At 67.0% G+C, this 22,296-nt stretch carries 21 protein-coding genes; 7 read left to right on the top strand and 14 right to left on the bottom strand.

Annotated elements, in window-relative coordinates; translation table 11 throughout:
• Positions 1–250: 250 nt before the first annotated feature.
• Positions 251–1,018, bottom strand: a complete 768-nt coding sequence (locus tag ACOQFS_RS04145) for a type III pantothenate kinase (RefSeq protein WP_421561683.1) — start codon at positions 1,016–1,018, stop codon at positions 251–253.
• A 224-nt stretch (positions 1,019–1,242) separates the two neighbouring features.
• Between ACOQFS_RS04145 and lysM the strand changes: the two genes are divergently transcribed.
• Positions 1,243–1,737 (top strand): peptidoglycan-binding protein LysM, encoded by a 495-nt coding sequence (lysM, locus tag ACOQFS_RS04140; protein ID WP_421561682.1) that lies wholly within the window; start codon positions 1,243–1,245, stop codon positions 1,735–1,737.
• Between the two features lie 201 nt (positions 1,738–1,938).
• Here lysM and ACOQFS_RS04135 read toward each other — a convergent pair whose 3' ends face one another.
• The 7 genes from ACOQFS_RS04135 to ACOQFS_RS04105 form a co-directional block, all read right to left on the bottom strand.
• The gene (locus ACOQFS_RS04135) at positions 1,939–2,355 is read right to left on the bottom strand and encodes a rhodanese-like domain-containing protein (protein WP_421561681.1); all 417 of its coding nucleotides are present in this window, start codon (positions 2,353–2,355) and stop codon (positions 1,939–1,941) included.
• Between the two features lie 15 nt (positions 2,356–2,370).
• Positions 2,371–3,387: a M48 family metallopeptidase gene (locus tag ACOQFS_RS04130; RefSeq protein ID WP_421561685.1), complete on the bottom strand. Its 1,017-nt coding sequence runs from the start codon at positions 3,385–3,387 to the stop codon at positions 2,371–2,373.
• A 12-nt stretch (positions 3,388–3,399) separates the two neighbouring features.
• Positions 3,400–4,179, bottom strand: a complete 780-nt coding sequence (locus ACOQFS_RS04125) for a lysophospholipid acyltransferase family protein (protein WP_421561680.1) — start codon at positions 4,177–4,179, stop codon at positions 3,400–3,402.
• Positions 4,180–4,253: 74 nt separating this feature from the next.
• Complete coding sequence (gene gmhB / locus ACOQFS_RS04120) at positions 4,254–4,883, bottom strand: D-glycero-beta-D-manno-heptose 1,7-bisphosphate 7-phosphatase (protein WP_421561679.1); 630 nt, start codon at positions 4,881–4,883, stop codon at positions 4,254–4,256.
• Positions 4,884–4,932: 49 nt separating this feature from the next.
• Complete coding sequence (gene glyS / locus ACOQFS_RS04115; protein ID WP_421561684.1) at positions 4,933–7,014, bottom strand: glycine--tRNA ligase subunit beta; 2,082 nt, start codon at positions 7,012–7,014, stop codon at positions 4,933–4,935.
• Between the two features lie 77 nt (positions 7,015–7,091).
• Entirely contained in the window at positions 7,092–7,997 is a 906-nt protein-coding gene (gene glyQ / locus ACOQFS_RS04110; protein WP_421561678.1) for a glycine--tRNA ligase subunit alpha, read from the bottom strand.
• Between the two features lie 463 nt (positions 7,998–8,460).
• Positions 8,461–9,546 (bottom strand): type II asparaginase, encoded by a 1,086-nt coding sequence (locus tag ACOQFS_RS04105; RefSeq protein ID WP_421561677.1) that lies wholly within the window; start codon positions 9,544–9,546, stop codon positions 8,461–8,463.
• 194 nt (positions 9,547–9,740) lie between these two features.
• On the opposite strand from ACOQFS_RS04105, the gene ACOQFS_RS04100 reads away from it, so the two are divergent.
• Entirely contained in the window at positions 9,741–10,649 is a 909-nt protein-coding gene (locus ACOQFS_RS04100; RefSeq protein WP_421561676.1) for a LysR family transcriptional regulator, read from the top strand.
• Positions 10,650–10,731: 82 nt separating this feature from the next.
• Here the strand turns inward: ACOQFS_RS04100 and fabB are convergent, their stop codons facing one another.
• From fabB to ACOQFS_RS04070, 6 genes are all read right to left on the bottom strand, one after another.
• On the bottom strand, positions 10,732–11,961 hold the full coding sequence (gene fabB, locus ACOQFS_RS04095; protein WP_421561675.1) for a beta-ketoacyl-ACP synthase I: 1,230 nt from the start codon (positions 11,959–11,961) through the stop codon (positions 10,732–10,734).
• Entirely contained in the window at positions 11,958–12,482 is a 525-nt protein-coding gene (fabA, locus tag ACOQFS_RS04090) for a 3-hydroxyacyl-[acyl-carrier-protein] dehydratase FabA (RefSeq protein WP_421561674.1), read from the bottom strand. Before fabA ends, fabB begins: the two co-directional genes overlap by 4 nt.
• A gap of 170 nt (positions 12,483–12,652) precedes the next feature.
• Positions 12,653–14,278, bottom strand: coding sequence for an apolipoprotein N-acyltransferase (gene lnt, locus ACOQFS_RS04085; RefSeq protein ID WP_421561673.1), 1,626 nt, complete (start codon positions 14,276–14,278; stop codon positions 12,653–12,655).
• A complete protein-coding gene (locus ACOQFS_RS04080) occupies positions 14,275–15,165 on the bottom strand; it encodes an HlyC/CorC family transporter (RefSeq protein ID WP_421561672.1) in 891 nt (296 codons plus the stop codon). The genes lnt and ACOQFS_RS04080 overlap by 4 nt, the downstream gene beginning before the upstream one ends.
• An 87-nt stretch (positions 15,166–15,252) precedes the next feature.
• The gene (locus ACOQFS_RS04075; RefSeq protein ID WP_421561671.1) at positions 15,253–15,981 is read right to left on the bottom strand and encodes a GNAT family N-acetyltransferase; all 729 of its coding nucleotides are present in this window, start codon (positions 15,979–15,981) and stop codon (positions 15,253–15,255) included.
• 295 nt (positions 15,982–16,276) lie between these two features.
• The gene (locus tag ACOQFS_RS04070; RefSeq protein WP_421561670.1) at positions 16,277–16,759 is read right to left on the bottom strand and encodes an Lrp/AsnC family transcriptional regulator; all 483 of its coding nucleotides are present in this window, start codon (positions 16,757–16,759) and stop codon (positions 16,277–16,279) included.
• Between the two features lie 165 nt (positions 16,760–16,924).
• Between ACOQFS_RS04070 and ACOQFS_RS04065 the strand changes: the two genes are divergently transcribed.
• The 5 genes from ACOQFS_RS04065 to phhA all read left to right on the top strand — a co-directional run bounded on the left by ACOQFS_RS04065 (position 16,925) and on the right by phhA (position 22,109).
• Positions 16,925–17,866 (top strand): esterase/lipase family protein, encoded by a 942-nt coding sequence (locus ACOQFS_RS04065; RefSeq protein WP_421561669.1) that lies wholly within the window; start codon positions 16,925–16,927, stop codon positions 17,864–17,866.
• A 42-nt stretch (positions 17,867–17,908) separates the two neighbouring features.
• Complete coding sequence (locus ACOQFS_RS04060; protein WP_421561668.1) at positions 17,909–18,877, top strand: lipase secretion chaperone; 969 nt, start codon at positions 17,909–17,911, stop codon at positions 18,875–18,877.
• 173 nt (positions 18,878–19,050) lie between these two features.
• A complete protein-coding gene (gene hppD, locus ACOQFS_RS04055; protein WP_421561667.1) occupies positions 19,051–20,163 on the top strand; it encodes a 4-hydroxyphenylpyruvate dioxygenase in 1,113 nt (370 codons plus the stop codon).
• Between the two features lie 85 nt (positions 20,164–20,248).
• A complete protein-coding gene (locus ACOQFS_RS04050) occupies positions 20,249–21,220 on the top strand; it encodes a Bug family tripartite tricarboxylate transporter substrate binding protein (RefSeq protein WP_421561666.1) in 972 nt (323 codons plus the stop codon).
• Positions 21,221–21,281: 61 nt separating this feature from the next.
• Positions 21,282–22,109, top strand: coding sequence for a phenylalanine 4-monooxygenase (phhA, locus tag ACOQFS_RS04045; RefSeq protein WP_421561665.1), 828 nt, complete (start codon positions 21,282–21,284; stop codon positions 22,107–22,109).
• Positions 22,110–22,296 lie beyond the last annotated feature (187 nt).

Raw genomic sequence — 22,296 nt, 5'->3', positions numbered from 1 at the left:
CCGCGGCCCTCAGCCCCTTATCTCCAATCACTGCGTGATTCGGGAAGGGGGACACCGCCAGCGCGGCGGGGCGGCCCTTGCGCGGCGGTTGCTGGCGTTGGGGCAGCGACTGTTTCGGCGGTCCGTGACGAAAGCGCCGTCACATCCATCCGATGACGACGACGTGCCTTGACTGGCACCAACGGTTTCCGACTTCGAACGTGTGGAGCAAGCCCCACAAGCCCACGCCCATCGCAAGCTTCGGCAGGCCTCAGCCCCCAAACCGCCGCGCGGCAATTTCCAGCAGGCCGTCGAAGATCAGGTTGTCCACCAGCTCGAAGGGGCGCGTCATGCTGGGGGCCATCTTCCAGCCGGCGCCGCCGGTCATGATGCAGGCGGGCTCCTGGCCGCCGTGCTGCAGCAGGTGCTGAACCATGCGCTCAACGGCGCCGGCAATGGCATAGGTGCCGCCGCTGGTCAGCGCGTCGCTGGTGTTGGACGGGAACAGGCGCACCTCGCCGGTCGGCACGTGCAGGCCGGCGGTGCCGGATTCGAGTGCGCGCAGCATGATGCCGTGGCCCGGCAGGATGAGGCCGCCCAAGAAGCGGCCCTCGGCATCGATGCACTCGACCGTGACGGCCGTGCCCACCATCACCACCACGATGGGCCGCGCGGGGCCTTGTGCCAGGACGTGGTGGCGCGCGCCGATCATCGCCACCCAGCGGTCCGAGCCCAGGCGCGAGGGATGGTCGTAGCCGTTGACGAGACCGGCCTCTTCGGTGGATGAGATGACCCACGAGGGCGCCACGTCCCACAGTTCCATCTGCTCCTGCACACGGCGCTTGACGGCGTCGCCGGCCACCACGCAGCCCAGCATGTGCTGCGGCGCGGGCAGCGCGGCCCAGCTGGTTTCGGCCAGCCGGTCGATATGGTCCAGAAACTCGGCGCCGTGCGCCATCAGCACGGCCCCGGGGCGGGGAGCGTCGTACAGCGCCCATTTGAGGCGGGTGTTGCCGACGTCGATGGCCAGAAAAGTCATGCGGCGGATTATCCCGAGTTTTGCCCGAGGGGCTGCCCGGCGGGCGACACCCGGCATGGGCTGCTGCATCCCTCCGCCATCTCGCCGCGGTTTCGCTGCGGCATCGCCGCGCTCCCCAGTGTGAAAAATCGTATCAAGCCGCCGTCCGACACATCGGCGCACCGCATTGCCGCTAAAGTGGCCGGTCCCGCTTTGACCACATTTGCAACGACAGGAGGTACCTCATGGGTCTTTTCAGTTTCATCAAGGAAGCCGGCGAAAAGCTGTTTGGCGGCAAGGAAGCGCAGGCCGCGCCTGCGGCCGGGGCCGCAGCGCCTTCGCAGGACGATCTGAACGCCAAGGCGGCCAAGGCCATCGAAACCTACATCGCCGCGCAGAACCTGGGCGCGACGAATGTGCAGGTGGCGTTTGACGGCAGCCAGGGCAAGGTCACGGTGAAGGGCGCCGCCCCCACGCAGGCCGCCAAGGAAAAGATCACCCTGTGCTGCGGCAACGTGGCCAGCGTGACCAGCGTGGACAACCAGATGACGGTGACCAACCCCGAGCCTGAAGCCCAGTACCACGACGTGGTGCGCGGCGACACGCTGAGCGCCATTGCCAAGAAGTTCTATGGCGACGCCAACAAGTACCCCGCGATCTTCGAGGCCAACAAGCCCATGCTGAGCCACCCCGACAAGATCTACCCCGGCCAGAAGCTGCGAATTCCTGCACTGAAGTGACCCCCTGAGTCGCCTGCGGCGCCTTCCCCCAAGGGGGACGCACCCGGTGGCCCGGCAAAGCCGGTTCCACGGGGGCACCGGGCTGAGCCGTGGGTGTTCCGACGCCCCAGACGGACGAAACGCCGGGGCAAGTCAACTTTCAAAAGAAATCAGCTGCCAGCGCTTATCCATAAAGCGCTGGCAGCTATTTTTTTGAGAGCATCAGCCTTGTTTCCAGGGCAGGCCATGAAAGCGCCAACCGCCCTTCTTGCCGCGCTGGCCCTGCGCATCGGCATCGCCTTCAAACCCTTCGAGGATGTTGTAGGCGGTGATGCCCAGCTCGGTGGCGCGGCGCGCGGCGGCGATGGATCGCACGCCGCTGCGGCACAGCAGCACGGCCGACGTGCCCGCCGGCACGGCGGCGCGCATCTGCGCATCGAAGTCCGCGTTCATCGCCATGCCCGGCCACTGCTTCCAGGCCACGGCGGCGGCACCGGGCACCTGGCCCACCCACTCGCGCTCGGCATCGCTGCGCACATCCACCAGCACGGCCTGGCCGCTTTGTACCCACTGCCAGGCCTGCTGGGGGGTCACGTCACCGGCATAGCCGTCGGCGGGGGAAATCTTGGCTTCGGTCATCGTCAGGGTCCTTTTTCAATCCCATAAAGGGGCCGGTTCGTCGCGCAAGCGGCTGCGCAGCTGCGCATAGTCGGGCACCACGGTGGCCACGGTGTCCCAGAAACGCGGGCTGTGGTCCATCACGCGCAGATGGGCCAACTCGTGCGCCACCACATAGTCGATGATGGCCGGGCGGTAGTGCAGCAGGCGCCAGTTCAGGCGGATGGAACCGTCGGCCTTGGCGCTGCCCCAGCGGGTGTTGGCGCTGGACAGGCGCAGGCTGGCCCAGCGCACGCCCAAGAGGGGCGCAAAGTGGTCGAGCCGGGCCGTGAAGTGGCGCCGCGCGTCGCGCATGAGCCAGGCCTGCACGGCGTCGCGGATTTGCGCGGGGCTGGCGCTGTGGGGCAGGCCGATGTGCAGGCTGGCGCCCTGCCCCGGCCCGGCGCCCGGCACCAGCGCCCCGCCCTGGCCCGCAAAGCCGTGGCTCGGGTCCAGCACCACCGTGAGCGGCTCGCCCAGGTAGGGCAGCACGGCGCCCTGGGCCCACACGATGCGGCCCCCTTCGATGCGCTGCTGGCGTTCACGCGCCTCGCCCAGCTTGCGCAGGATCCAGCCCGATTTTTCGCGCAGCGCGGCGTCCACCGCGCCCAGCGTCACCCAGCTGGGCGCACGCACCGCCAGGCCGTCGGGGCCCACGGTGAAGCCGATGGAGCGCCGCCGGCCGCGCACCAGCGCATAGGCCACCACCGCGTCGCCCAGCAGCACCTCGCGGTTGGCCTGCGGGTGGCGGAATTCGGCGGGGGACAGCACCGAGGGCAACGAAGCCGCTGGCGTTGCCAAGGCTTGATTTGCTACATTTTTAGGAGCTATCAGCGCTTTACCATCAAGCGCTGAAGGCACTTTTTGATCAAAGTCCTGCACCACAGGCCGGGCTGCGGGCGGTGCCGGGGCGGCCGGTGGTGCGGATGATGCGGGCGCGCTGGGCACACTGGGCGCGCGCGCCGCCGGCGCATCGTCGAACAGGTCCAGCGCCAACTGCACAAGCCGCTGCATCATCGGCCCGGCTCACTGCCCGGCGGCACGGCCGGCGCCCGCAGGCTGCGGGACGGCGGGGTAGGCGCCGGGGTCCAGACGGCGCATTTCCGCCTCGATCCAGTCTTCGACCTCGCGCATCAGCTCGTCCGCCTGGCGGCCGGCGCTGGGAATGGGCTTGCCGATGGACACCTCGACCACGCCAGGCCGCTTGATGAAGGCCTTGCGCGGCCAGACCTTGGCCGACGTGACGGCAATCGGCACCACGGGCGCACCGGTGTCGATGGCCAGGCGCGTGCCGCCGGTCTTGTACTGGCCCTTCTGCCCGCGCGCGACGCGCGTGCCTTCGGGGAACATGATGATCCAGATGCCCTTGGCCAGCAGGTCCTTGCCCTGCTGCACCACCTTGTTGAAGGCCTGGGTGCGCTGGCTGCGGTCGATGTGGATCATGTCCAGCCGCCCGATGGCCCAGCCGAAGAAGGGCACGTACAGCAGCTCCTTCTTGAACACATAGGCCAGGGGGTGCGGCATGATGGTCGGCATCAGAAAGGTCTCGAACGTGGACTGGTGCTTGACCAGCAGCACCGCGCCTGCGTGCTCGCCCTGCGGCAGGTTCTCCATGCCGGTGATCTCGACCCGGATGCCCAGAATGCGTCGCGCGCCGCTGATGCACAGCGCCAGCCAGGCCCGCGCGATGCGGTACAGCGGCAGCCCCCGCACCCCCAGCAAGGTGCCCAGCATGATGGCCAGCGCGTAGGGCACCACGGTGATGCCCATCCAGAGAAGGTGAATGACCGAGCGGAGAAATGCCATGACTGCCTTGTTTGAGGTATTTTTGGCCGCCAGCGCTTATCTATTAAGCGCTGACAGCTATAAATTAAATAGCACTAAAGGATAGCACCCGGAGACGGGGCGGTGGCACCGCCCGCATCGGCGCCCCCCGGCGCGGGGCTGCTGCCCGGCTGGGGCGCCACGGGCAGCAGGTGGTCGGCAAAGTCGCCCAGGCTGGCGTGCAGGCGCGTGCCGGGCGGCAGGCCGGGCGGCGGGCCGTCTTCGGGCTCCACCTGCGCCGACTGGCCCGAGCACACCAGATGCAGCTGCGCACCCAGCGCCGCGCCGGCCAGCAGGTGCGCGGGGCAGTTGCCCACCACCTGCACCTCCTGGCGCTCGGCGCCGTAGCGGTCGCAGATCTGTTCGAGCAGGCCCGGTGCGGGCTTGCGGCAGGCACAGTCTTCGTCGGCAGCGTGGGGGCAGTAAAAGACCGCATCGATGCGCCCGCCCACCGCCGCCACCTGCCGCAGCATCTTGGCGTGGATGGCGTTGAGGGCCACCACGTCGAACAGCCCGCGCCCCAGCCCCGGCTGGTTGGTGGCCACCACCACGTGCCAGCCCGCATGGTTGAGCCGCGCCACGGCCTCCAGCGCCCCGGGCAGGGCCATCCACTCGTCGGCCGAGGTGATGTAGTCATCCCCCAGCGGGTTGAGGGTGCCGTCGCGGTCGAGGATGACGAGTTTCATGGGAGGGCGTGCCGAGTGGGAACAGAGCGCCAGCCTATCAGCCCCAGGGTCACACGGCCAGACGCGAGAGGTCGGCCACGCGGTTCATCGCGTTGTGCAGCATCTTGAGCAGGCCCAGGCGGTTCATGCGCACGTCCAGCTGTTCGGCGTTGACCATCACATCGTCAAAGAACGCATCCACCGGCGCGCGCAGCACGGCCAGGGTCTGCAGGCTGCCGGTGTAGTCACCGGCGTCGAACTGTGTATTGGCCTCCGGCACAAAGCGCTGCAGCGCGGTGTACAGGTCCTGCTCGGCCTTTTCCTGCAGCAGCTCGGGGTTCACATGCGCATCCACCGCGCCCTCGACCTCGGCCTTTTTCAGGATGTTGCCCACGCGCTTGTTGGCGGCGGCCAGGGCCGGGGCCTCGGGCAGCGCGGCGAAGGCACGCACGGCCGCCAGTTGCTTCTCGACCAGGGCCAGGCGCTGCGGGCGCAAGGCCAGCACGGCGTCCACTTCCTGCGCGCTGTAGCCCTGCTCGCGCAGGCTGCCGGCGAGGCGGTCGTAGATGAAGTCAGCGAGCTGCGCCGACGCGTCGGTGATCTTGTCGCCAAAGGCAGGCACGGCACCGGCCAGCAGCGCGCTCAAGTCCAGCGATAGGTCTTTTTCGACCAGCATGCGGATCACGCCCAGCGCATGGCGGCGCAGCGCAAACGGGTCGCGGTCGCCGGTGGGCAGATTGCCGATGCCGAACATGCCCACCAGCGTTTCGAGTTTGTCAGCCAGCGCCACCACCACGCCCGCCATATTGCGCGGCAGTGCGTCGCCCGCAAATCGGGGTTTGTAGTGGTCTTCGATCGCGTTTGCCACAGTCTCGCCCAGGCCGTCGTTCAAGGCGTAGTAGCCGCCCATGATGCCCTGCAGCTCGGGGAACTCGCCCACCATGTCGGTCACGAGGTCGGTCTTGGCCAGCTGCGCGGCCAGGTCGGCGTCTTGCACCAGCTGGGCTTCGCCCAGCTGCGTGGCAATGGCCTTGGCGATGGCGCGAACCCGCTCCACGCGCTCGCCCTGTGTGCCCAGCTTGTTGTGGTAGACCACCTTGCCCAGGCCCTCGACGCGCGAGGCCAGCGTCTTCTTGCGGTCCTGGTCGAAGAAGAATTTCGCATCGGCCAGGCGCGGGCGCACCACGCGCTCGTTGCCGCCGGTGACAAAGCTCGTGTCTTCGGGACTGATGTTGCTGACCACCAGGAACTTGTTGGTCAGCTTGCCTGCGGCGTCGAGCAGCGGGAAGTACTTCTGGTTGGCCTTCATCGTGAGGATGAGGCACTCCTGCGGCACGCCCAGGAACTGCTCTTCAAACTGGCAGATGACCACGTTGGGCCGCTCGACCAGCGCGGTCACTTCGTCCAGCAGCGCCTCGTCGTCGATGGGGCGGGCGCCATTGCCCACCTGGGCGGCGGCAGCGGCCAGCTGGCGTGCGATCTCGGCCTTGCGCTCGGCAAACGATGCGATCACCGCGCCGTCTTTTTGCAGCGTGGCGGCGTAGCTGTCGGCATCTGCCAGCACCACGGGCGACACGGTGGCTTCAAAACGGTGGCCTTGCGTGCGGTTGCCAGCGGCAAGGCCCAACGCCTTCACCGGCACCACAGCGGCGCCATGCAGGGCCACCAGGCCATGCGCGGGGCGCACAAAGTTCACGCTGGTCCAACCGGGCAGTTCACAGTCGGTTTCGAGCTGGTAGCTCATCACCTTGGGGATGGGCAGCTTGGCGATGGCTTCATCCAGCGCTTTTTGCAGGCCCGCCTGCAGCGTGGCGCCGGGCACCACACTGTCGTAGAAAAGGGCTTCGGCCTTGCCGTCCTGCGCGCGCTTGAGCGCGGCCACGGCGGCGGCGGGGTTGGACACATCGGCGCCCAGCGCCTGCAGCTTTTTCAAGAGCGCGGGCGTGGCGTTGCCGTCTTTGTCCAAGCCCACGGTCACAGGCATCAGCTTTTGAGAAACCGGCTCATCTTCGGCTCTGTCATCGACTTTTCGTATCAAAACAGCAAGTCGACGTGGAGAAGCAAAGACGTCAAAAGCGCCTGAGACGTTCGGATTAACAAGGTTTTGCCTTGCGAGGCTCGTAGCTATCCCATACCCAAAGGCTTCACCCAACTTCAGGAGCGCCTTGGGCGGCAGCTCTTCGACAAACAATTCAACGAGGAGGTTTTGGGTCGTCATCGTCATTTCTCTCACGCAGCCTTCTTCGTCATCTGTTCCACCCACTCGCGCGGCGCCATGGGGAAGCCCAGGCGCTCGCGGCTGTCGTAGTAGCTCTGCGCCACGCTGCGGGCCAGGTTGCGGATGCGGCCGATGTAGGCGGCGCGTTCGGTCACGCTAATGGCGCCGCGTGCGTCCAGCAGGTTGAAGCTGTGCGCGGCCTTGAGCACCTGCTCGTACGCGGGCAGAGCCAGCTGCTGCTCCATCAGGTATTTCGCCTGCCTTTCGTGCGCATTGAACGCGGTGAACAGGAAGTCCGCATCGCTGTGCTCGAAGTTGTAGGTGGACTGTTCCACCTCGTTTTGCTTGTACACGTCGCCATAGCTCAGCGTGTCGGTCCACTTCAGGTTGTAGACGTTGTCCACGCCCTGCAGGTACATGGCCAGGCGCTCCAGCCCGTAGGTGATCTCGCCGGTGGCGGGTTTGCAGTCGATGCCGCCGACCTGCTGGAAGTAGGTGAACTGCGTCACCTCCATGCCGTTGAGCCACACTTCCCAGCCCAGGCCCCAGGCGCCCAGCGTGGGGTTTTCCCAGTCGTCTTCGACAAAGCGGATGTCGTTCTTCTTCAGATCGAAGCCCAGGGCTTCGAGGCTGCCCAGATACAGCTCCAGGATGTTGGCCGGTGCGGGCTTGAGCACCACCTGGTACTGGTAGTAATGCTGCAGGCGGTTGGGGTTCTCGCCATAGCGGCCGTCCTTGGGGCGGCGGCTGGGCTGCACGTAGGCGGCCTTCCAGGGCTCGGGGCCGATGGCGCGCAGGAAGGTGGCGGTGTGCGAGGTGCCTGCGCCCACTTCCATGTCGTAGGGCTGCAAAAGCGCGCAACCCTGCGCGTCCCAGTAGGACTGCAGCTTCAGGATGATTTGCTGGAAGGTCAACATGGCGTCTGTGGCTGAGGCACTGGCAAGCCAGGGCCGGTAAAGTAAGGGGAAAAGAAGAAAACGCGGTGCATGAGCAAGCCGAGGCCCGCCGTCCAAAAGGCAACCAGGACGGGCATCGCGCGCGCAAACCGGCGATTTTACGGCGCGCCGCCGCGCGTGCTGCGACAGCGCCCACCACATCGGCGCGCGCGCATGAAAAAAGGCCGGAGCCCTTTTGGAGCCCCAGCCTTCCCAACCAGTCACGCGAGCTATAAGCCGGTGCGTGCCGGTGACCACCTTTGCGGGCAGTCCGTCGGCGCATATGTGGTGCGCCAAGTCTTGTCTGAAATAGCCTGTCGCTGCGCAGCTCGCCGCCCGTCGATACCGGCGCGAACCCGGCCAGTGCCCCCGCGCAAGGGCCGCCCCGCCGCGCTGGGGGCGTCCCCCTTCAGGGGGAAGGCGCGAAGCGACTCAGGGGGTCTTCTCAATACTCCCAGAAAATGCGCTGGAGTTCCTTGCTGTCCTGGGTCTTGGTCAAAGCCACCATGGCAAGGATGCGGGCCTTTTGCGGACGCAGGTCATGCGCCACCACCCAGTCGTATTTGTCGTCAGGCTGCTCAGCGTTGCGCAGCACAAAACCGTCGGGCACGCGGGCCGAGCGGATGATCTGCACGCCCTGACCACGCAGGGCCTTGAGCGATTCGACGGCCTGTGCGGCCACCGACCCGTTGCCCGTGCCGGCGTGGATCAGCGCCTTGACGCCCGCCTTGCCATAGGCCTCGATGCCGGTCGTGTTCATGTTGCCGTAGCCGTAGACGATGTCCACGGCGGGCAGGGCCTTGATGTCGTCGATGTTGAACTCGGACTGCGCGGTGTGGCGCTTGACCGGCGCGCGGAACCAGTAATTCTTGCCTTCCACCACCATGCCCAGCGGGCCCCACTGACTCTTGAACGCCTCGGTCTTGATGTTGATGTGCTTGTGCACGTCGCGGCCACTCTGGATCTCGTCGTTCATTGTGACCAGCACGCCCTTGCCCGCAGCGTCCTTGCTGGCGGCCACGGTCACGGCGTCGTACAGGTTCAGCGCGCCGTCGGCCGACAGGGCCGTGCCGGGGCGCATGGAGCCGACCACCACGATGGGCTTGTGGGTGCGCACGGTGAGGTTCAGAAAGTACGCCGTTTCTTCCAGCGTGTCGGTGCCGTGGGTGATGACGATGCCGTCCACATCGGCCTGCTTGGTCAGGGCCGAGACGCGCTGGCCCAGGCGCAGCAGGTGCTCGTTGGTGAAGCTCTCGGACGCGATCTGAAACACCTGCTCGCCCGACACCTTGGCCACGTTGGCCAGCTCGGGCAGGCCCGCCAGCAGCTTGTCGACCGGCACCTTGGCCGCCGCATAGGTGGCGCTGTTGGCCGCCGAGGCGCCCGCACCGGCAATGGTGCCGCCCGTGGCCAGCACCACCACATGGGGCTTGGCCGCCTGGGCCAGGGCCACGGTGGACAGGGCCGAGAGCACCACGCCCGCCAGCCAGCGGCGCGTGATGGAAGTGGAAGAAGCAGAAAAGATTCGCATGGGTTGTGTCTCAAGGTCGTTCTTCGGGCACCACCGGGTGATGCGGTGCCCTGCTGCCGTCCAGCCGCCAAGGCGGGGCTGTCAGGCGGTGCGGCATCCTATGAGAAATTCATGCACAGCCAGCTGGAATAATTGGCGTCACCCTGTGAATTGAATTCACAGCCTGTTCCTCGCTGCTTTTTTGCTTTTTCTCCATGAATCTCCGCCAGCTCGAAGTGTTCCAGGCCGTCTTGCAGACCGGCAGCATGAGCGCGGCGGGGCGCCTGCTGTGCATCACACCATCGGCGGTGAGCAAGGCCGTAGCGCATACCGAGCTGCAGCTGGGCTACCGGCTGTTCAACCGCACGCCTGCGGGGCTTACGCCCACGCCCGAGGCGCAGGTGCTGGCCGTGGAATCCGGCAGCATCCACCGCCAGCTGGACGCGCTGCAGCGCACGGCGCGCAACCTCGCGACCACCGAGCTGGGCGATGTGCGGCTGGCGGCCATTCCGTCGATCACGCACGAGTTTCTGCCCACGCTGCTGCACTGCCATGCGCAAAAGCACCCGCATGTGGGCGTGGAGGTGCGCACCATCCACCAGGACCAGATGACGCAGGCGCTGCTCACGCGCAGCGTGGACTTTGGGCTGGGCTTTTTCGAGCACCCGCACCCGCAGGTGCACAGCGAGCTGCTGGTGAGCGGCCGCCTGTCGCTGGCCGTGGCCCGCACCGTGTGGGACCGCGCGCCGCGCGCCGCCAGCATGGCCGCGCGCCTGGCGCAGGTGCCGGTGATCCGCCTGGTGGGCGACGACCCCATGCGCCAGTCCATCGACCGCACGGCCGAGCGCCTGGGCACGCCGGGCGGCCCGGGCCTGCAGGTGCAGACGTCGCGCCTGGCGCTGGAGCTGGTGCGGCTGGGCATGGGCTTCACGGTGGTGGACTTCCTCACCGCCATCCGCCTGGACCCGGCCCACATGGTGGCGGTGGAACTGCCCGACCTGCCGCCCATGTCGCTGTACAGCTACCACGCCAACCACCACCCGCCGGGCCTGCAGGCCACGCGCATGCTGGCCATGGTGCCCGCGCTGCTGCACGAGGCGCTGACGCCCCGACCGCGCAAGTAGCCTGCCCCACTCCATGAAAAAACCCGCCGCCGCAGTGCGCGGGGGCGGGTTTGGCGGCAGCGAGACCGGCGAGAAAAACCAGTCAGGCGCCCTTCCAGCGGCGCAACACCAGGCTGGCGTTGGTGCCGCCAAAGCCGAAGCTGTTGGACAGCACAGTGTTCAGCTGTGCATCGCGCGTTTGCGTGACCAGCGGCATGTCGCCCAGGGCCGGGTCGGGCGTCTCCACGTTGGCCGATCCGGCGATGAAGCCCTTGTTGAGCATGATCATGCAGTAGATCGCCTCCTGCACCCCCGTGGCGCCCAGCGAGTGGCCGGTGAGCGATTTGGTGGACGAGAACGGCGGCACCTGGTCGCCGAACAGCGCCCGCATGGCCCGCACTTCCTGCATGTCGCCCACGGGCGTGGAGGTGCCGTGGGTGTTGATGTAGTCGATGGGGGCATCGAGCCCTTCCATGGCCTGCCGCATGCAGGCGATGGCGCCGTCGCCCGAGGGGGCCACCATGTCCTCGCCGTCGCTGGTGGCGCCAAAGCCCACCACTTCGGCCAGGATGGTGGCGCCGCGCGCCTGGGCGTGCTCCAGGCTCTCCAGCACCACGGCACCGCCGCCGCCCGCGATCACGAAGCCGTCGCGGTTGGCGTCGTAAGCGCGCGAGGCTTTCTCGGGCGTGTCGTTGTACTTGCTGGACATCGCGGCCATGCCGTCGAACAGCAGCGACATGCCCCAGCTCAGTTCCTCGCCGCCGCCCGCGAACATCACGTCCTGCATGCCCCAGGCGATCTGCTGCGCGGCCGCGCCGATGCAGTGGGCCGAGGTGGAGCAGGCCGAGGTGATGGAGTAGTTGATGCCCTTGACCTTGAAGTTGGTGGCCAGGCAGGCGGACACGGTGGAGCTCATGCAGCGCGTGACCTGGTAGGGCCCCACGCGGCGGATGCCTTTTTCGCGCAGCGTGTCGGCCGCTTCGATCTGGTTGGCGGGCGAGCCGCCGCCCGAACCCATGATGAGGCCGGTGCGCGGGTGGCTGACCTGTTCGGGCGTGAGGCCCGCCTGGTCAATCGCGTCTTCCAGCGCGATCTGGGCATAGGCGGCCGCATCGCCCATGAAGCGCAGCTGCTTGCGGTCGATGCGCGCCTCGATGTCGATCTGCGGCACGCCGCCCACCTGGCTGCGCAGGCCCAGCTCCTTGAACTTTTCCACGGCCTTGATGCCGCTGGTACCCGCACGCAGCGAGGCTTCCACGGTGGGCAGGTCGTTGCCGATGCACGAAACGATGCCCGCGCCGGTGATGACTACGCGCTTCTTGGTGGTCGTCATGCTGCTGCGTCCTTGTCGTCGCCCTCGCGCTTGAAGAGGCCCACGCGCAGGTCGTTGGCCACATAGATTTCCTTGCCGTCGGCCAGCAGGCGGGCGTCGCCGATGGCCATCACGAGCTTGCGCTTGATCACGCGCTTGATGTCGATTTCATAGGTCACGCGCTTCACGTCGGGGCCCACCTCGCCGGTGAACTTGACCTCGCCCGCACCCAGCGCGCGGCCCCGGCCGGGCAGCTGCAGCCAGGTCAGGTAAAAGCCGATCAGCTGCCACATGGCATCGAGCCCCAGGCAGCCGGGCATGACGGGGTCGCCCTGGAAATGGCAGGCGAAGAACCACAGGTCCGGCTTGACGTCCAGCTCGGCGACGATCTTTCCCAGACCATGCGCGCCCCCATCGCTGTCGATGTGCGTGATGCGGTCGAACATCAGCATGGGTGGCAGCGGCAAGCGCCCGCTGTCAGCGCCGAACAGCCGCCCCTCGCCGGAGGCAATCAGTTGTTCGTAGGAAAAGGAATCTGCCATTTTCAGTCGTGCTCCAGAACGGCGGGCGAGCCCCGCCTCAAATCATCTTGGCCTGCGATGCAGGCCGACAAGCCCCCGCTTGTGGGGCTCCATTATCAAGGCTTGGGATGACAGCGCCCGGGTTTTGGCCCAGTCAAGTGTCAGGGCACCCGCACGGAGCCTGCGCTGGATCAAGCCGAAACGACGTGGCGCGCGCGCCGGGCCAGGGCGCACACCGCGACCACGGCGGCGCCCAGCGCCCACAGCGGCCACAGCCCCCAGCGCGACACCCACCATGCATAGGGCGTGATGGCCCAGCCGCTTTGTGCGTCCAACCCGCGCCCTTGCACCTCGGCGCGCAGCACGCCGCGGGTGTGGCGCTCCAGCTGGTGGGTGACGACGCCACGGTGGTCGATGACGGCCGTGGCACCGGTGTTGGTGGCACGCACCATGGGCCGCTCGAACTCCAGCGCTCGCATGCGGCTGATGTGCAGGTGCTGGTCGATGGCCACCGTGTTGCCAAACCAGCCGATGTTGCTGACATTGACGAACACCGTCGGTGCCTGCGCCGGGTCGATGAAACGCGCGCCCAGCTCTTCGCCGAACAGGTCTTCGTAGCAGATGTTGGGTGCAATGCGTTGGCCCGCCCACGCAAACGACGCCTGGCCGACGGCGCCCCGGTTGAAGTCGCCCAGGGGGATGTTCATCATGGCCGTGAACCACCTGAAGAACGGCGGGATGAACTCGCCGAACGGCACGAGGTGGTGCTTGTCGTAGCGGTAGGGCTCGGCGTGGGTGGCGGCGCTCATGCCCAGGACCGAATTCGTGTAGCCGACCGCGTCGTCTCCCAGCGGTATGCCCAGCAGGGCGGCCTGCCGACCCTGTGCATAGTGCTGCTGGATGCCCTCCAGGTAGCCGGGCAGGAGCTGCTGCGGCAGCAGCGGAATCGCCGTTTCGGGCGCCACCACTAGGTCGGCCTGCGCGCTGCGCAGTGCCTCGGCATACCACTGCAGCGCCAAGGGCACGCCGCTTCCGGGCTGGAACTTTTCGTCTTGCGGAATATTGCCCTGCAGCAGCTCCAGCGTCATGGCGCGGAAGGGCGCTCCGCCGGGCGTGCCGCACTGTTCCACGGCGCACTGGCGCTGCAGTGCCAGGCCCGCCAGCACCACCGCCACCGTCAGCAGCGCCGCCCCGGTGCGAACGCGGCGCAGGTCTGCGGCCCGCAGCTGCACCAGCCACATCGCCAGCGCCGCTGCCACGGCGCCCAGCCCGTACACGCCCACGCTGCGCGCCAGCACGGCCAGGGGCCCGTCCACGTGCGCATAGCCGCCGGCGCCCCAGGGGAAACCGGTCCATAGCGTTCCGCGCGCCAACTCGGCCAGCAGCCAGATCGCTCCGAAAAGAATAGCTGTCAGCGCTTTACTGGCAAGCGCTAGACGGCAAAAAATCCCCAAACCTGCGGCGTAGTAGGTGGCCAGAAAGGCCGCCAGGGCAAGCACGGCCAGGGCGGCCAGCGGCGCTGCCAGTCCTCCGTAGGTGTGCATGGAAATGAACAGCCACCAGAAGGTGCCCACCAGCCAGGCCGTGGCAAACAGGCCGCCCAGCAGCGCCCCCCTGCGCCAGCCCGGCGCACGGCGTTCTCCACCGGGGCGCACCAGCCACGCCAGCACAGCGATGGACGCCAGCTGCAGCCACCACAGCGGCTGCCCGCTGCCCGGCCATGCCAGCGATGCGGCTTGCGCCAGCCCGGCGCCCACGGCCAGCGGAACCTGCAGCGCCAGGCGGTGGCCTGCCAGGGGAATGGCAGGCGCCGTCACTCGCTGGCGCTGCCGAAGGCCGGGCTATCGTCGGCGACGCGCGACACCTTGAACCAGCGCACGGCACCGCCCTTGGTGTGCAGCACCACAAAGTGCAGGCCGCCCAGCTGCAGGTGTTCGCCGCGCTTGGGCACGTGGCCCATTTCATGGGCGATCAGGCCGCCGATGGTGTCGAAGTGCGCGTCGGCATCGCTGCTCTGCACCAGCGTGTCGAAGGCCTCGCAGACCCGTTCCACCGAGGTGTCGCCGCTCACGCGGTAGGTGCGGTCGGCCAGGCCGAAGATGTCGCCGTCGTCCTCGGGAATGTCGAACTCGTCCTCGATCTCGCCGACGATCTGCTCCAGCACGTCTTCGATGGTGACCAGCCCCGCCACGCGGCCGAATTCGTCGATCACGATGGCCAGGTGGTTGCGGTTGCCACGGAACTCCCGCAGCAGGTCGTTCAGGCCCTTGCTCTCGGGCACGAACACCGCGGGGCGCAGCAGGGCGCGGATGTTCAGCTCGGGCGCGCGCTGCAGCTTGAGCAGGTCCTTGGCCAGCAGGATGCCGATGATGTTGTCGCGCGCGCCCTGGTACACCGGGAACCGCGAATGCGCCGTGCTGATCACCAGGTTCAGCAGCTCCTCGAGCGGCGCCTCGATATTGACCATGTCCATGCGGCGCGTGGCCACCATCACGTCGCTGGCCGTCATGTCCGCCATGCGGATGACGCGCTCGAGCATCACACGGGAATCGGCGCCGATGACGTCGTTGTCTTCAGCGTCGGCCAGGGTCTCGATGAGATCTTCCGTGGAGTCCGGGCCGGGGTGGATGAACTCGGCCACTTTCTGCAGGAAGGAGCGCTTGTCTTCCTTTTCAGGAGGCCGCGCGGGGTGCGGGTCAGACACTGGGAGGAGTGCAGGACGTGCGGTAGTGGATCAGCCCCGTAGGATAGCGGATCGCCATGACGCGCAGCCGGGGGCTGCTGCGCGTCGTCACTCTGCCGACTGGTGGCGCGCGTGCTGAACGCCGCTGCGCACTTCCTGCACGCCGGCCAGAAAGTCCCAGAACTGCTTGGCCTGCTTCTTGAGCTGGTAGTCCACCTCGGCGAACTGCTGCTCCACGATTTCGGCCATGCGCGTGTCGAGGCTGGCCGGGGGAATCTGCAGGTAGGCCTCAGACTCGGTGCCATCGCGGCGCACGGTGGCGCCCGCGTTGCGCGCGATCTTGAGCATGGCGGTGTTTTCAGACAGCGCGTGGATGAACACCATGTTCACGCCCTCGTTGCGGGCGTGCATCACCGCCCGCTCGAACAGGCGGGCCCCGAAGCCGCGGCCGCGCGCCTGCCGCAGCACCGACACGCCGAATTCGGCGCAATGCTTGTGCTCGGGGTGCTCGGAAAACGCCAGATGCGCCATCGCGATGAGTTCGAGGCGCCGGTTGTAGATGCCGAAGATCTCGTCGCGGTTGAAGTCCAGCTGCTCGGCATAGCGGCGGATCTGTTCATCGTTGGCCGCGTAGCCAAAGCGCAGATAGCGGTCGGCAGGCTCCAGCTGCAGCAAATGCTGCGCGATGCGTTCGCGGTAGGAGGGGCCGAGGGCACGGATGGGAACCATCACAGGAGCTTGGTTATGGCTGTCGGCAGACGGGCGGCCTGTCACCGGTGTCAGCATCCCCTTGCTGACGTACCAGGATGCCTTGAGCCAGTCTTTCGTTGCGATCATGGCGGCAAATATAAGGGTTTTCCCTGATCATTTCCAGCGGTTTTTGCTGCGGCGCAACAAAATAAGAGGACTCAGTCGAATAATCGTTCAAATCAGCTTTCTGCGCTTATCCAGCAACGATTTCTTGCTATTGATTTTTTAGTCAATCTGACGTTGGTGGGCATCCATACCGTCGCCTCCGCGACCTCCGCAGGGCGCAAATGCGCCTGGGTGGCGAAGCACAGCCAGGGTATAGCGAATCGCACGTCCGAGGCAAGGTGGAGAACGCGGCCCGCACACCGCTAAGGCTGCCCGGTTACACCGGCACCGCTGTCGTCGCCTTTACCCGGTCCAGCACAAAGCTGGTCTTGCAGTCCTGCACGCTGGGGTGCTTAAGCAGCGTGTCCATGATGAACCGGCTGTAGTGCGCCATGTCGGCCACCACCACGCGCAGCAGGTAGTCCATCTCGCCGGTCAGCGACGCGCATTCGACCACCTCGGGCCAGGTCTGCACGCTGGCGCGGAACAGGTCCATGGGGTTGCGCTTGTGGCTTTCGGTGTGTTTTTCGAGCCGCACGTTGAGATACGCCGTGAGCCCCAGCCCCACCGCTTCAGGGGGCACCAGCGCGACATAGCGGTCGATCACGCCGCTGTCTTCCAGCCGCTTCACCCGGCGCAGCACGGCGCTGGGCGACAGGCCGACCTGCTCTCCGATGACGTCGTACGTCTCGCGCCCGTTTTCCTGCAGGCGGCGCAAGATGGCCAGATCCAGCTTGTCCAGTGCGTCAAATGCTTTCATAGCGCAATATTTTACGAAGTTGCAGCGCTTTTGCGGCAGCGGCATGCGGGCACGGGTATGTCCCGATAGTGACAGCCAGCCCGCCGGCTGAAAAATATCAACTGCAAAAAAGAACGGTCGTTCTATTTTTGCGAATACAAAAATCACATCCTTGGAGACAAACACATGACCGGATTTTTCAGCCGCTTTTTGCGGCGACTGGTGCTGGCAGCCACGGCGGGGTTGCTGCTGGTCGGGGCAGGCGCCCATGCCCAGGCGGGCTACACGCAGACGCGGTATCCCATCGTGCTTGTGCACGGGCTTTTTGGCTTTGACTCGGCGCTGGGCGTGGACTACTTCTACGGCATCCCCGACGCGCTGCGCCAGGGCGGCGCCAAGGTGTATGTGGCGCAGGTCTCGGCGGCCAACAGCAGCGAGGTGCGCGGCGAGCAGCTGCTCGCGCAGGTCAAGACCATCCTCGCGATCACCGGTGCCGGCAAGGTGAACCTGGTGGGCCATTCGCATGGCGGGCCCACCACGCGCTACGTGGCCGGTGTGGCGCCGCAGCTGGTGGCATCGGTCACGTCGATCGGCGGCGTGAACCGCGGCTCGCGCGTGGCCGACATCCTGCGGGGCGTGGCGCCAGCGGGCTCGGTGTCCGAAGCCGTGGCCAACGCTGCCGCCAAGGCGCTGGTGGCCCTGATCAACCTGACCTCCGGCGGCACCGGCCTGCCCCAGATGCCCACGGCGGCGCTCGACTCGCTGACCACGGCGGGCAGCGCCAAGTTCAACACCCGCTTTCCACAAGGCGTGCCCACGTCGGGTTGCGGCAATGGCGCCGAGCTGGTGAGCGGCGTGCGCTACTACTCCTGGACCGGCACGCTGCCCCTGACCAACGTGCTGGACGCCAGCGACGCCCTGCTCGCCACGCTGAGCCTGACGTTCGGCGAGGCCAACGACGGCCTGGTGTCTGCCTGCTCGTCGCGACTGGGCAAGCACCTGGGCGACTACCGCCAGAACCATCTGGACGAGGTGAACCAGCTGCTGGGCCTGCGCGACTGGTTCTCCACCGACCCGGTGACGCTGTACCGCCAGCACGCCAACCGCCTCAAGCAGCAGGGGCTGTAAGCCATGCACGGCGCCCGGCCCCGCAGGCGTGATGCGCCTGCCGTGAAGAAGGTGGTTGCTGCCACGCTGGCCGTGGCCGCATTGGGCGGCGCTTGGCTGCTGCACACCGCGGCGGACGATTCGCCCGGCGCCGGTGCAGGCCCGGAAGGCCGCGGTGCGCGCGCCCAGGCGCAAGGTTCGACCCTTCCCACGGCGGGCCGCCCCGGCGGGCCAGGCGCCAGCGACTTCTTTGCCCAGCGCCAGGCCGCCATCGCAGGGGCCGCCGACGATCCCTTGCTGGTGGACGGGCTGCGCAACACGCTGGAGGCCCTGCTGCTCGACGCCGGGGACGCCAGCGACCCCGACGCGCTCAAGCAGCGGCTGGCTGCTTTGGTGGGCAAGCACTTTGCGCCCGGCCTGGCGGCGCGCGCGCTGGCGCTGGCCGAGCGCTATGTGGACTATCGGGTGGCCCTGGGCCAGCTGCGCGCGCCCAAGGACCCGACCGATCCGCAGGCGCTGCGCGAATCGCTGCAGGCGCGGCACGCCGTGCGCCTGCGTTTTTTTGACGGTGCCGAGTACGACGCGCTGTTTGCGAGCGAAGCCGCGCTGGACCGCTACACGCTGGCACGGCTGGAGCTGGCCCGCAACCCCGACCTGACGGCCGACCAGCGCGCCCGGGCGCTGCGCGATGCCGAGGCCGAGCTGCCGGCCGCGCGCCGTGCCGAGCGCGCCCAGGCCACTGCACACCTGGACGCAGCTGCGCAGACGGCCGCCTTCAACGCGCAGAACGCCGACCCCTACACCCGCCACGCGGCCCGTAGCGCCCAATACGGCGAGCCCGCCGCCCACGCCCTGGCCCAGCTCGACCGGGAAGAGCAGCACTGGCAGCAGCGGCTGGACCAGTACAGCCAGGCGCGCACTCAGCAGGGCGAGGGCCCGGCCCTGGACCGGCTGCGCCTGCAGCTGTTCTCGACCGAGGAGCTGGCGCGCATTGACGCAGCGCTGGCACTGCGCAAGCTGCGAGGCTCTTGAAAAGCCGAAAGTCGGCGGCCACGCCACCGGCTGCGCGGTCAGATTGATCGCCCGGGGGCGTCTACGCAACATTCCTGCAAATCCACCGGGGCTGGCTCCCTATTTCGCCTGAATCGTGAGGTGGGGCGCGCCTACAGTGGAAGGCATTCATCAACGGATGCCGGAGACACCCCATGAACGCCGCCCTGCCGCAAGACACCGCCGCCCAGCTGCACGCCTGGGACAACCCCATGGGCCTGATGGGCTTCGAGTTCGTCGAGTTCACCTCGCCTGAACCCGGCGTGCTGGAAGCCGTGTTTGAAAAGCTGGGCTTCACCCTCGTGGCCAAGCACCGCTCCAAGGACGTGGTGCTGTACCGCCAGAACGGCATCAATTTCATCCTCAACCGCGAGCCCCACAGCCAGGCGGCCTACTTCGGCGCCGAGCACGGCCCTTCGGCCTGCGGCCTGGCGTTTCGCGTGAAGGATTCGCACAAGGCCTACCAGCGCGCGCTGGAGCTGGGCGCACAGCCCATCGAGATCCCCACCGGCCCCATGGAGCTGCGCCTGCCCGCCATCAAGGGCATCGGCGGCGCGCCGCTGTATCTGATCGACCGCTTTGAAGACGGCAAATCCATCTACGACATCGACTTCGAATTCATCGAAGGCGTGGACCGCCGCCCCGTGGGCCACGGCCTGAACGAAATCGACCACCTCACCCACAACGTGTACCGGGGCCGCATGGGCTTCTGGGCCGGCTTCTACGAAAAGCTGTTTGGTTTCCGCGAGATCCGCTACTTCGACATCCAGGGCGAGTACACGGGCCTGACCAGCAAGGCCATGACGGCGCCGGACGGCAAGATCCGCATTCCCCTGAACGAAGAGTCCAAGCAGGGCGGCGGCCAGATCGAAGAGTTCCTCATGCAGTTCAATGGCGAGGGCATCCAGCATATCGCGCTGATCTGCGACAACCTGCTGGACGTGGTGGACAAGCTGGGCCTGGCCGGTGTGCCCCTGGCCACCGCGCCCAACGAGGTGTATTACGAAATGCTGGACACCCGCCTGCCCGGCCACGGCCAGCCGGTGGCCGAGCTGCAGTCGCGCGGCATCCTGCTGGACGGCACGACGGCCGACGGCACGCCCCGTTTGCTGCTGCAGATCTTTTCCACGCCCATGCTGGGCCCGGTGTTCTTTGAATTCATCCAGCGCGAGGGCGACTACCGCGATGGCTTTGGCGAAGGCAACTTCAAGGCGCTGTTCGAATCGCTGGAGCGCGACCAGATCCGCCGCGGCGTGCTGAACGCCTGAGACAGACGTAGGACGTCAGTCATCCAGGGTAAACCCGGAGCAGCTGCCTATACTGCGCCCTCTCCGGAACCTTAAAGGACCCTTGATGCCGTTTCGCAGCACCCTGATCAGCGTGGGCCTGGCCTGTGTGGCCACGCACGCGCTGGACCAGAACCCCTCCGCCCCGCTCACCCTCGTGGTGCCCTACCCCGCCGGGGGCCCGCTGGACATCTCGGCCCGCATCGTGGCCGAAGGCGCGGCCGCGCAGCTGGGCCCCATCACCGTGCAGAACAAGCCGGGCGCCGGCGGCAGCATCGGGGCCGACCAGGTCGCCAAGTCCGCCAAAGCCAGCAACCAGGTGCTGATGGGCGCGGTGGCCACCCATGCCGTCAACCCCTGGCTGTACAAGAAGAACTTCCCGTACGACGCGCTCAAGGACTTCAAGCCCATCGCGCTGGTGGCGCGCACGCCCAATGTGCTGGTGGTGAACGCGGCGCAGGCGGCCAAGCTGGGCATCAAGACCACGCCCGACCTGGTGGCCTATCTCAAGAAGAACCCCGAGCAGCTCCAGTACGGCTCGGGCGGCAACGGCAGCATCGGCCACATCTCGGCCGAGATGTTCAAGTCGCTCACCAACACCCGGATGGGCCACACGCCCTTCCAGGGCTCCAAGCCCGCGCTGGCCGCACTCGAATCCGGCCAGGTGCTGCTGGTGTTCGACAACCTGGCGTCGGCACTGCCGCAGATCCAGTCGGGCAAGCTGCTGGCGCTGGGCGTGACCACGCTCAGCCGCAACGAGGCGCTGCCCAACGTGCCCAGCATCAACGAAAACGTGCAGGGCTTCAACGTGTCCACCTGGTTCGGCCTGTTCGCGCCCGCCGCGCTGCCCGATGCCGACGCGCGCCGCTATGCCGACGCATTCACCGCCGCCATGCAATCGCCGGCCGGCCGGGAGAAGTTCAAGAAGATGGGCATCGCACCCGAAGAGCTGACGCTGGACGGGTTTGCGCAGTTTGTGCGCTCGGAAAACAGCAAGTACGAGTTCCTGATCCGGGCCGCAAAGATCAAGATCGATTAGCAGCCGCCGGGCGAAAGCGCGCCACTTCGGCGCGCGGTCTGGGCGGCAAGGAGTAAAAGAAATGGGACAAGCCCCTGTCGTCTATGGCCAATCCGCCCGCCCTCCCCGCGGCGACTACTCGCGCGCCAACGCGGACTACACCTGCCCGCAGGATTACGCCAGCTACACCGCCGCCGACCACGACACCTACCGGCGCCTGTACGACCGCCAGCGCGCCCTGCTGCCGGGCCTGGCCAGCCAGGCCTTCATCGACGCCCTGCCCTCGCTGGGCGCGAGCGACCGCATCCCGCGTTTTGAAGAGGTGAACGAGCGCCTGTACAAGGCCACCGGCTGGGAGCTGGTGGGCGTGCCCGGCCTGATCCCCGAGGTGCCCTTCTTCACCCTGCTGGCCCACCGCAAGTTCCCGGTGACGGACTGGATCCGCACGCCCGAGGAGTTCGAATACATCGTCGAGCCCGACGTCTTTCACGACCTGTTCGGCCATGTGCCGCTCTTGTTCAACCCCGTGTTTGCCGACTATGTGCAGCGCTACGGCCAGGGCGGGCTGAAGGCGCACGGGCTGGGCGCGTGCGAGATGCTGAGCCGCCTGTACTGGTACACCATCGAGTTCGGTCTGATCCGCGAAGCGGGTGAGCTGAGGGCCTATGGCGCCGGGATCCTGAGCTCGTCGGGCGAGCTGGCGTACTCGGTGCAAAGCCCCGAGCCGCAGCGCCTGCCACTGGCACTGGAGCGGACCATGCGCACGCGCTACAAGATCGACACGTACCAGCAGACGTACTTTGTGATCGACAGTTTCGAGCAGTTGTTCGAGATGACGGCGGCGGACTTTGCGCCGATCTACGAGCGGCTGAAGGGATTGCCGGAGTTTGCGGCGGATGAGGCTGGCTGAGTTTTTATAAAAATAGCCTTTAGCGCTTACCCATCAAGCGTTGATAGCTATATTTTTTGTAGCTTCTTGCATTGTTGATGCTGGCAGAGTCTGCCGAAGCCGGGGCGCCTCTTCACCCGTTCGGGCTGAGCCTGTCGAAGCCTGGGCGCCTCTCCACCCGTTCGGGCTGAGCCTGTCGAAGCCGGGG

The sequence above is a fragment of the Paracidovorax sp. MALMAid1276 genome (assembly GCF_049198005.1).
Taxonomy (GTDB): Bacteria; Pseudomonadota; Gammaproteobacteria; order Burkholderiales; family Burkholderiaceae_C; genus Acidovorax.
The sequence above is the reverse complement of the archived record's forward strand: the minus strand, read 5'-3'. Positions and strand labels throughout refer to the sequence as shown.

Coding starts and splice junctions, on each gene's coding strand:
- ACOQFS_RS04145 (WP_421561683.1), bottom strand. CDS start 1,018: ATGACTTTTCTGGCCATCGACGTCGGCAACACCCGCCTCAAATGGGCG.
- lysM (WP_421561682.1), top strand. CDS start 1,243: ATGGGTCTTTTCAGTTTCATCAAGGAAGCCGGCGAAAAGCTGTTTGGC.
- ACOQFS_RS04135 (WP_421561681.1), bottom strand. CDS start 2,355: ATGACCGAAGCCAAGATTTCCCCCGCCGACGGCTATGCCGGTGACGTG.
- ACOQFS_RS04130 (WP_421561685.1), bottom strand. CDS start 3,387: ATGCAGCGGCTTGTGCAGTTGGCGCTGGACCTGTTCGACGATGCGCCG.
- ACOQFS_RS04125 (WP_421561680.1), bottom strand. CDS start 4,179: ATGGCATTTCTCCGCTCGGTCATTCACCTTCTCTGGATGGGCATCACC.
- gmhB (WP_421561679.1), bottom strand. CDS start 4,883: ATGAAACTCGTCATCCTCGACCGCGACGGCACCCTCAACCCGCTGGGG.
- glyQ (WP_421561678.1), bottom strand. CDS start 7,997: ATGTTGACCTTCCAGCAAATCATCCTGAAGCTGCAGTCCTACTGGGAC.
- ACOQFS_RS04105 (WP_421561677.1), bottom strand. CDS start 9,546: ATGCGAATCTTTTCTGCTTCTTCCACTTCCATCACGCGCCGCTGGCTG.
- ACOQFS_RS04100 (WP_421561676.1), top strand. CDS start 9,741: ATGAATCTCCGCCAGCTCGAAGTGTTCCAGGCCGTCTTGCAGACCGGC.
- fabB (WP_421561675.1), bottom strand. CDS start 11,961: ATGACGACCACCAAGAAGCGCGTAGTCATCACCGGCGCGGGCATCGTT.
- fabA (WP_421561674.1), bottom strand. CDS start 12,482: ATGGCAGATTCCTTTTCCTACGAACAACTGATTGCCTCCGGCGAGGGG.
- ACOQFS_RS04075 (WP_421561671.1), bottom strand. CDS start 15,981: ATGATCGCAACGAAAGACTGGCTCAAGGCATCCTGGTACGTCAGCAAG.
- ACOQFS_RS04070 (WP_421561670.1), bottom strand. CDS start 16,759: ATGAAAGCATTTGACGCACTGGACAAGCTGGATCTGGCCATCTTGCGC.
- ACOQFS_RS04065 (WP_421561669.1), top strand. CDS start 16,925: ATGACCGGATTTTTCAGCCGCTTTTTGCGGCGACTGGTGCTGGCAGCC.
- hppD (WP_421561667.1), top strand. CDS start 19,051: ATGAACGCCGCCCTGCCGCAAGACACCGCCGCCCAGCTGCACGCCTGG.
- ACOQFS_RS04050 (WP_421561666.1), top strand. CDS start 20,249: ATGCCGTTTCGCAGCACCCTGATCAGCGTGGGCCTGGCCTGTGTGGCC.
- phhA (WP_421561665.1), top strand. CDS start 21,282: ATGGGACAAGCCCCTGTCGTCTATGGCCAATCCGCCCGCCCTCCCCGC.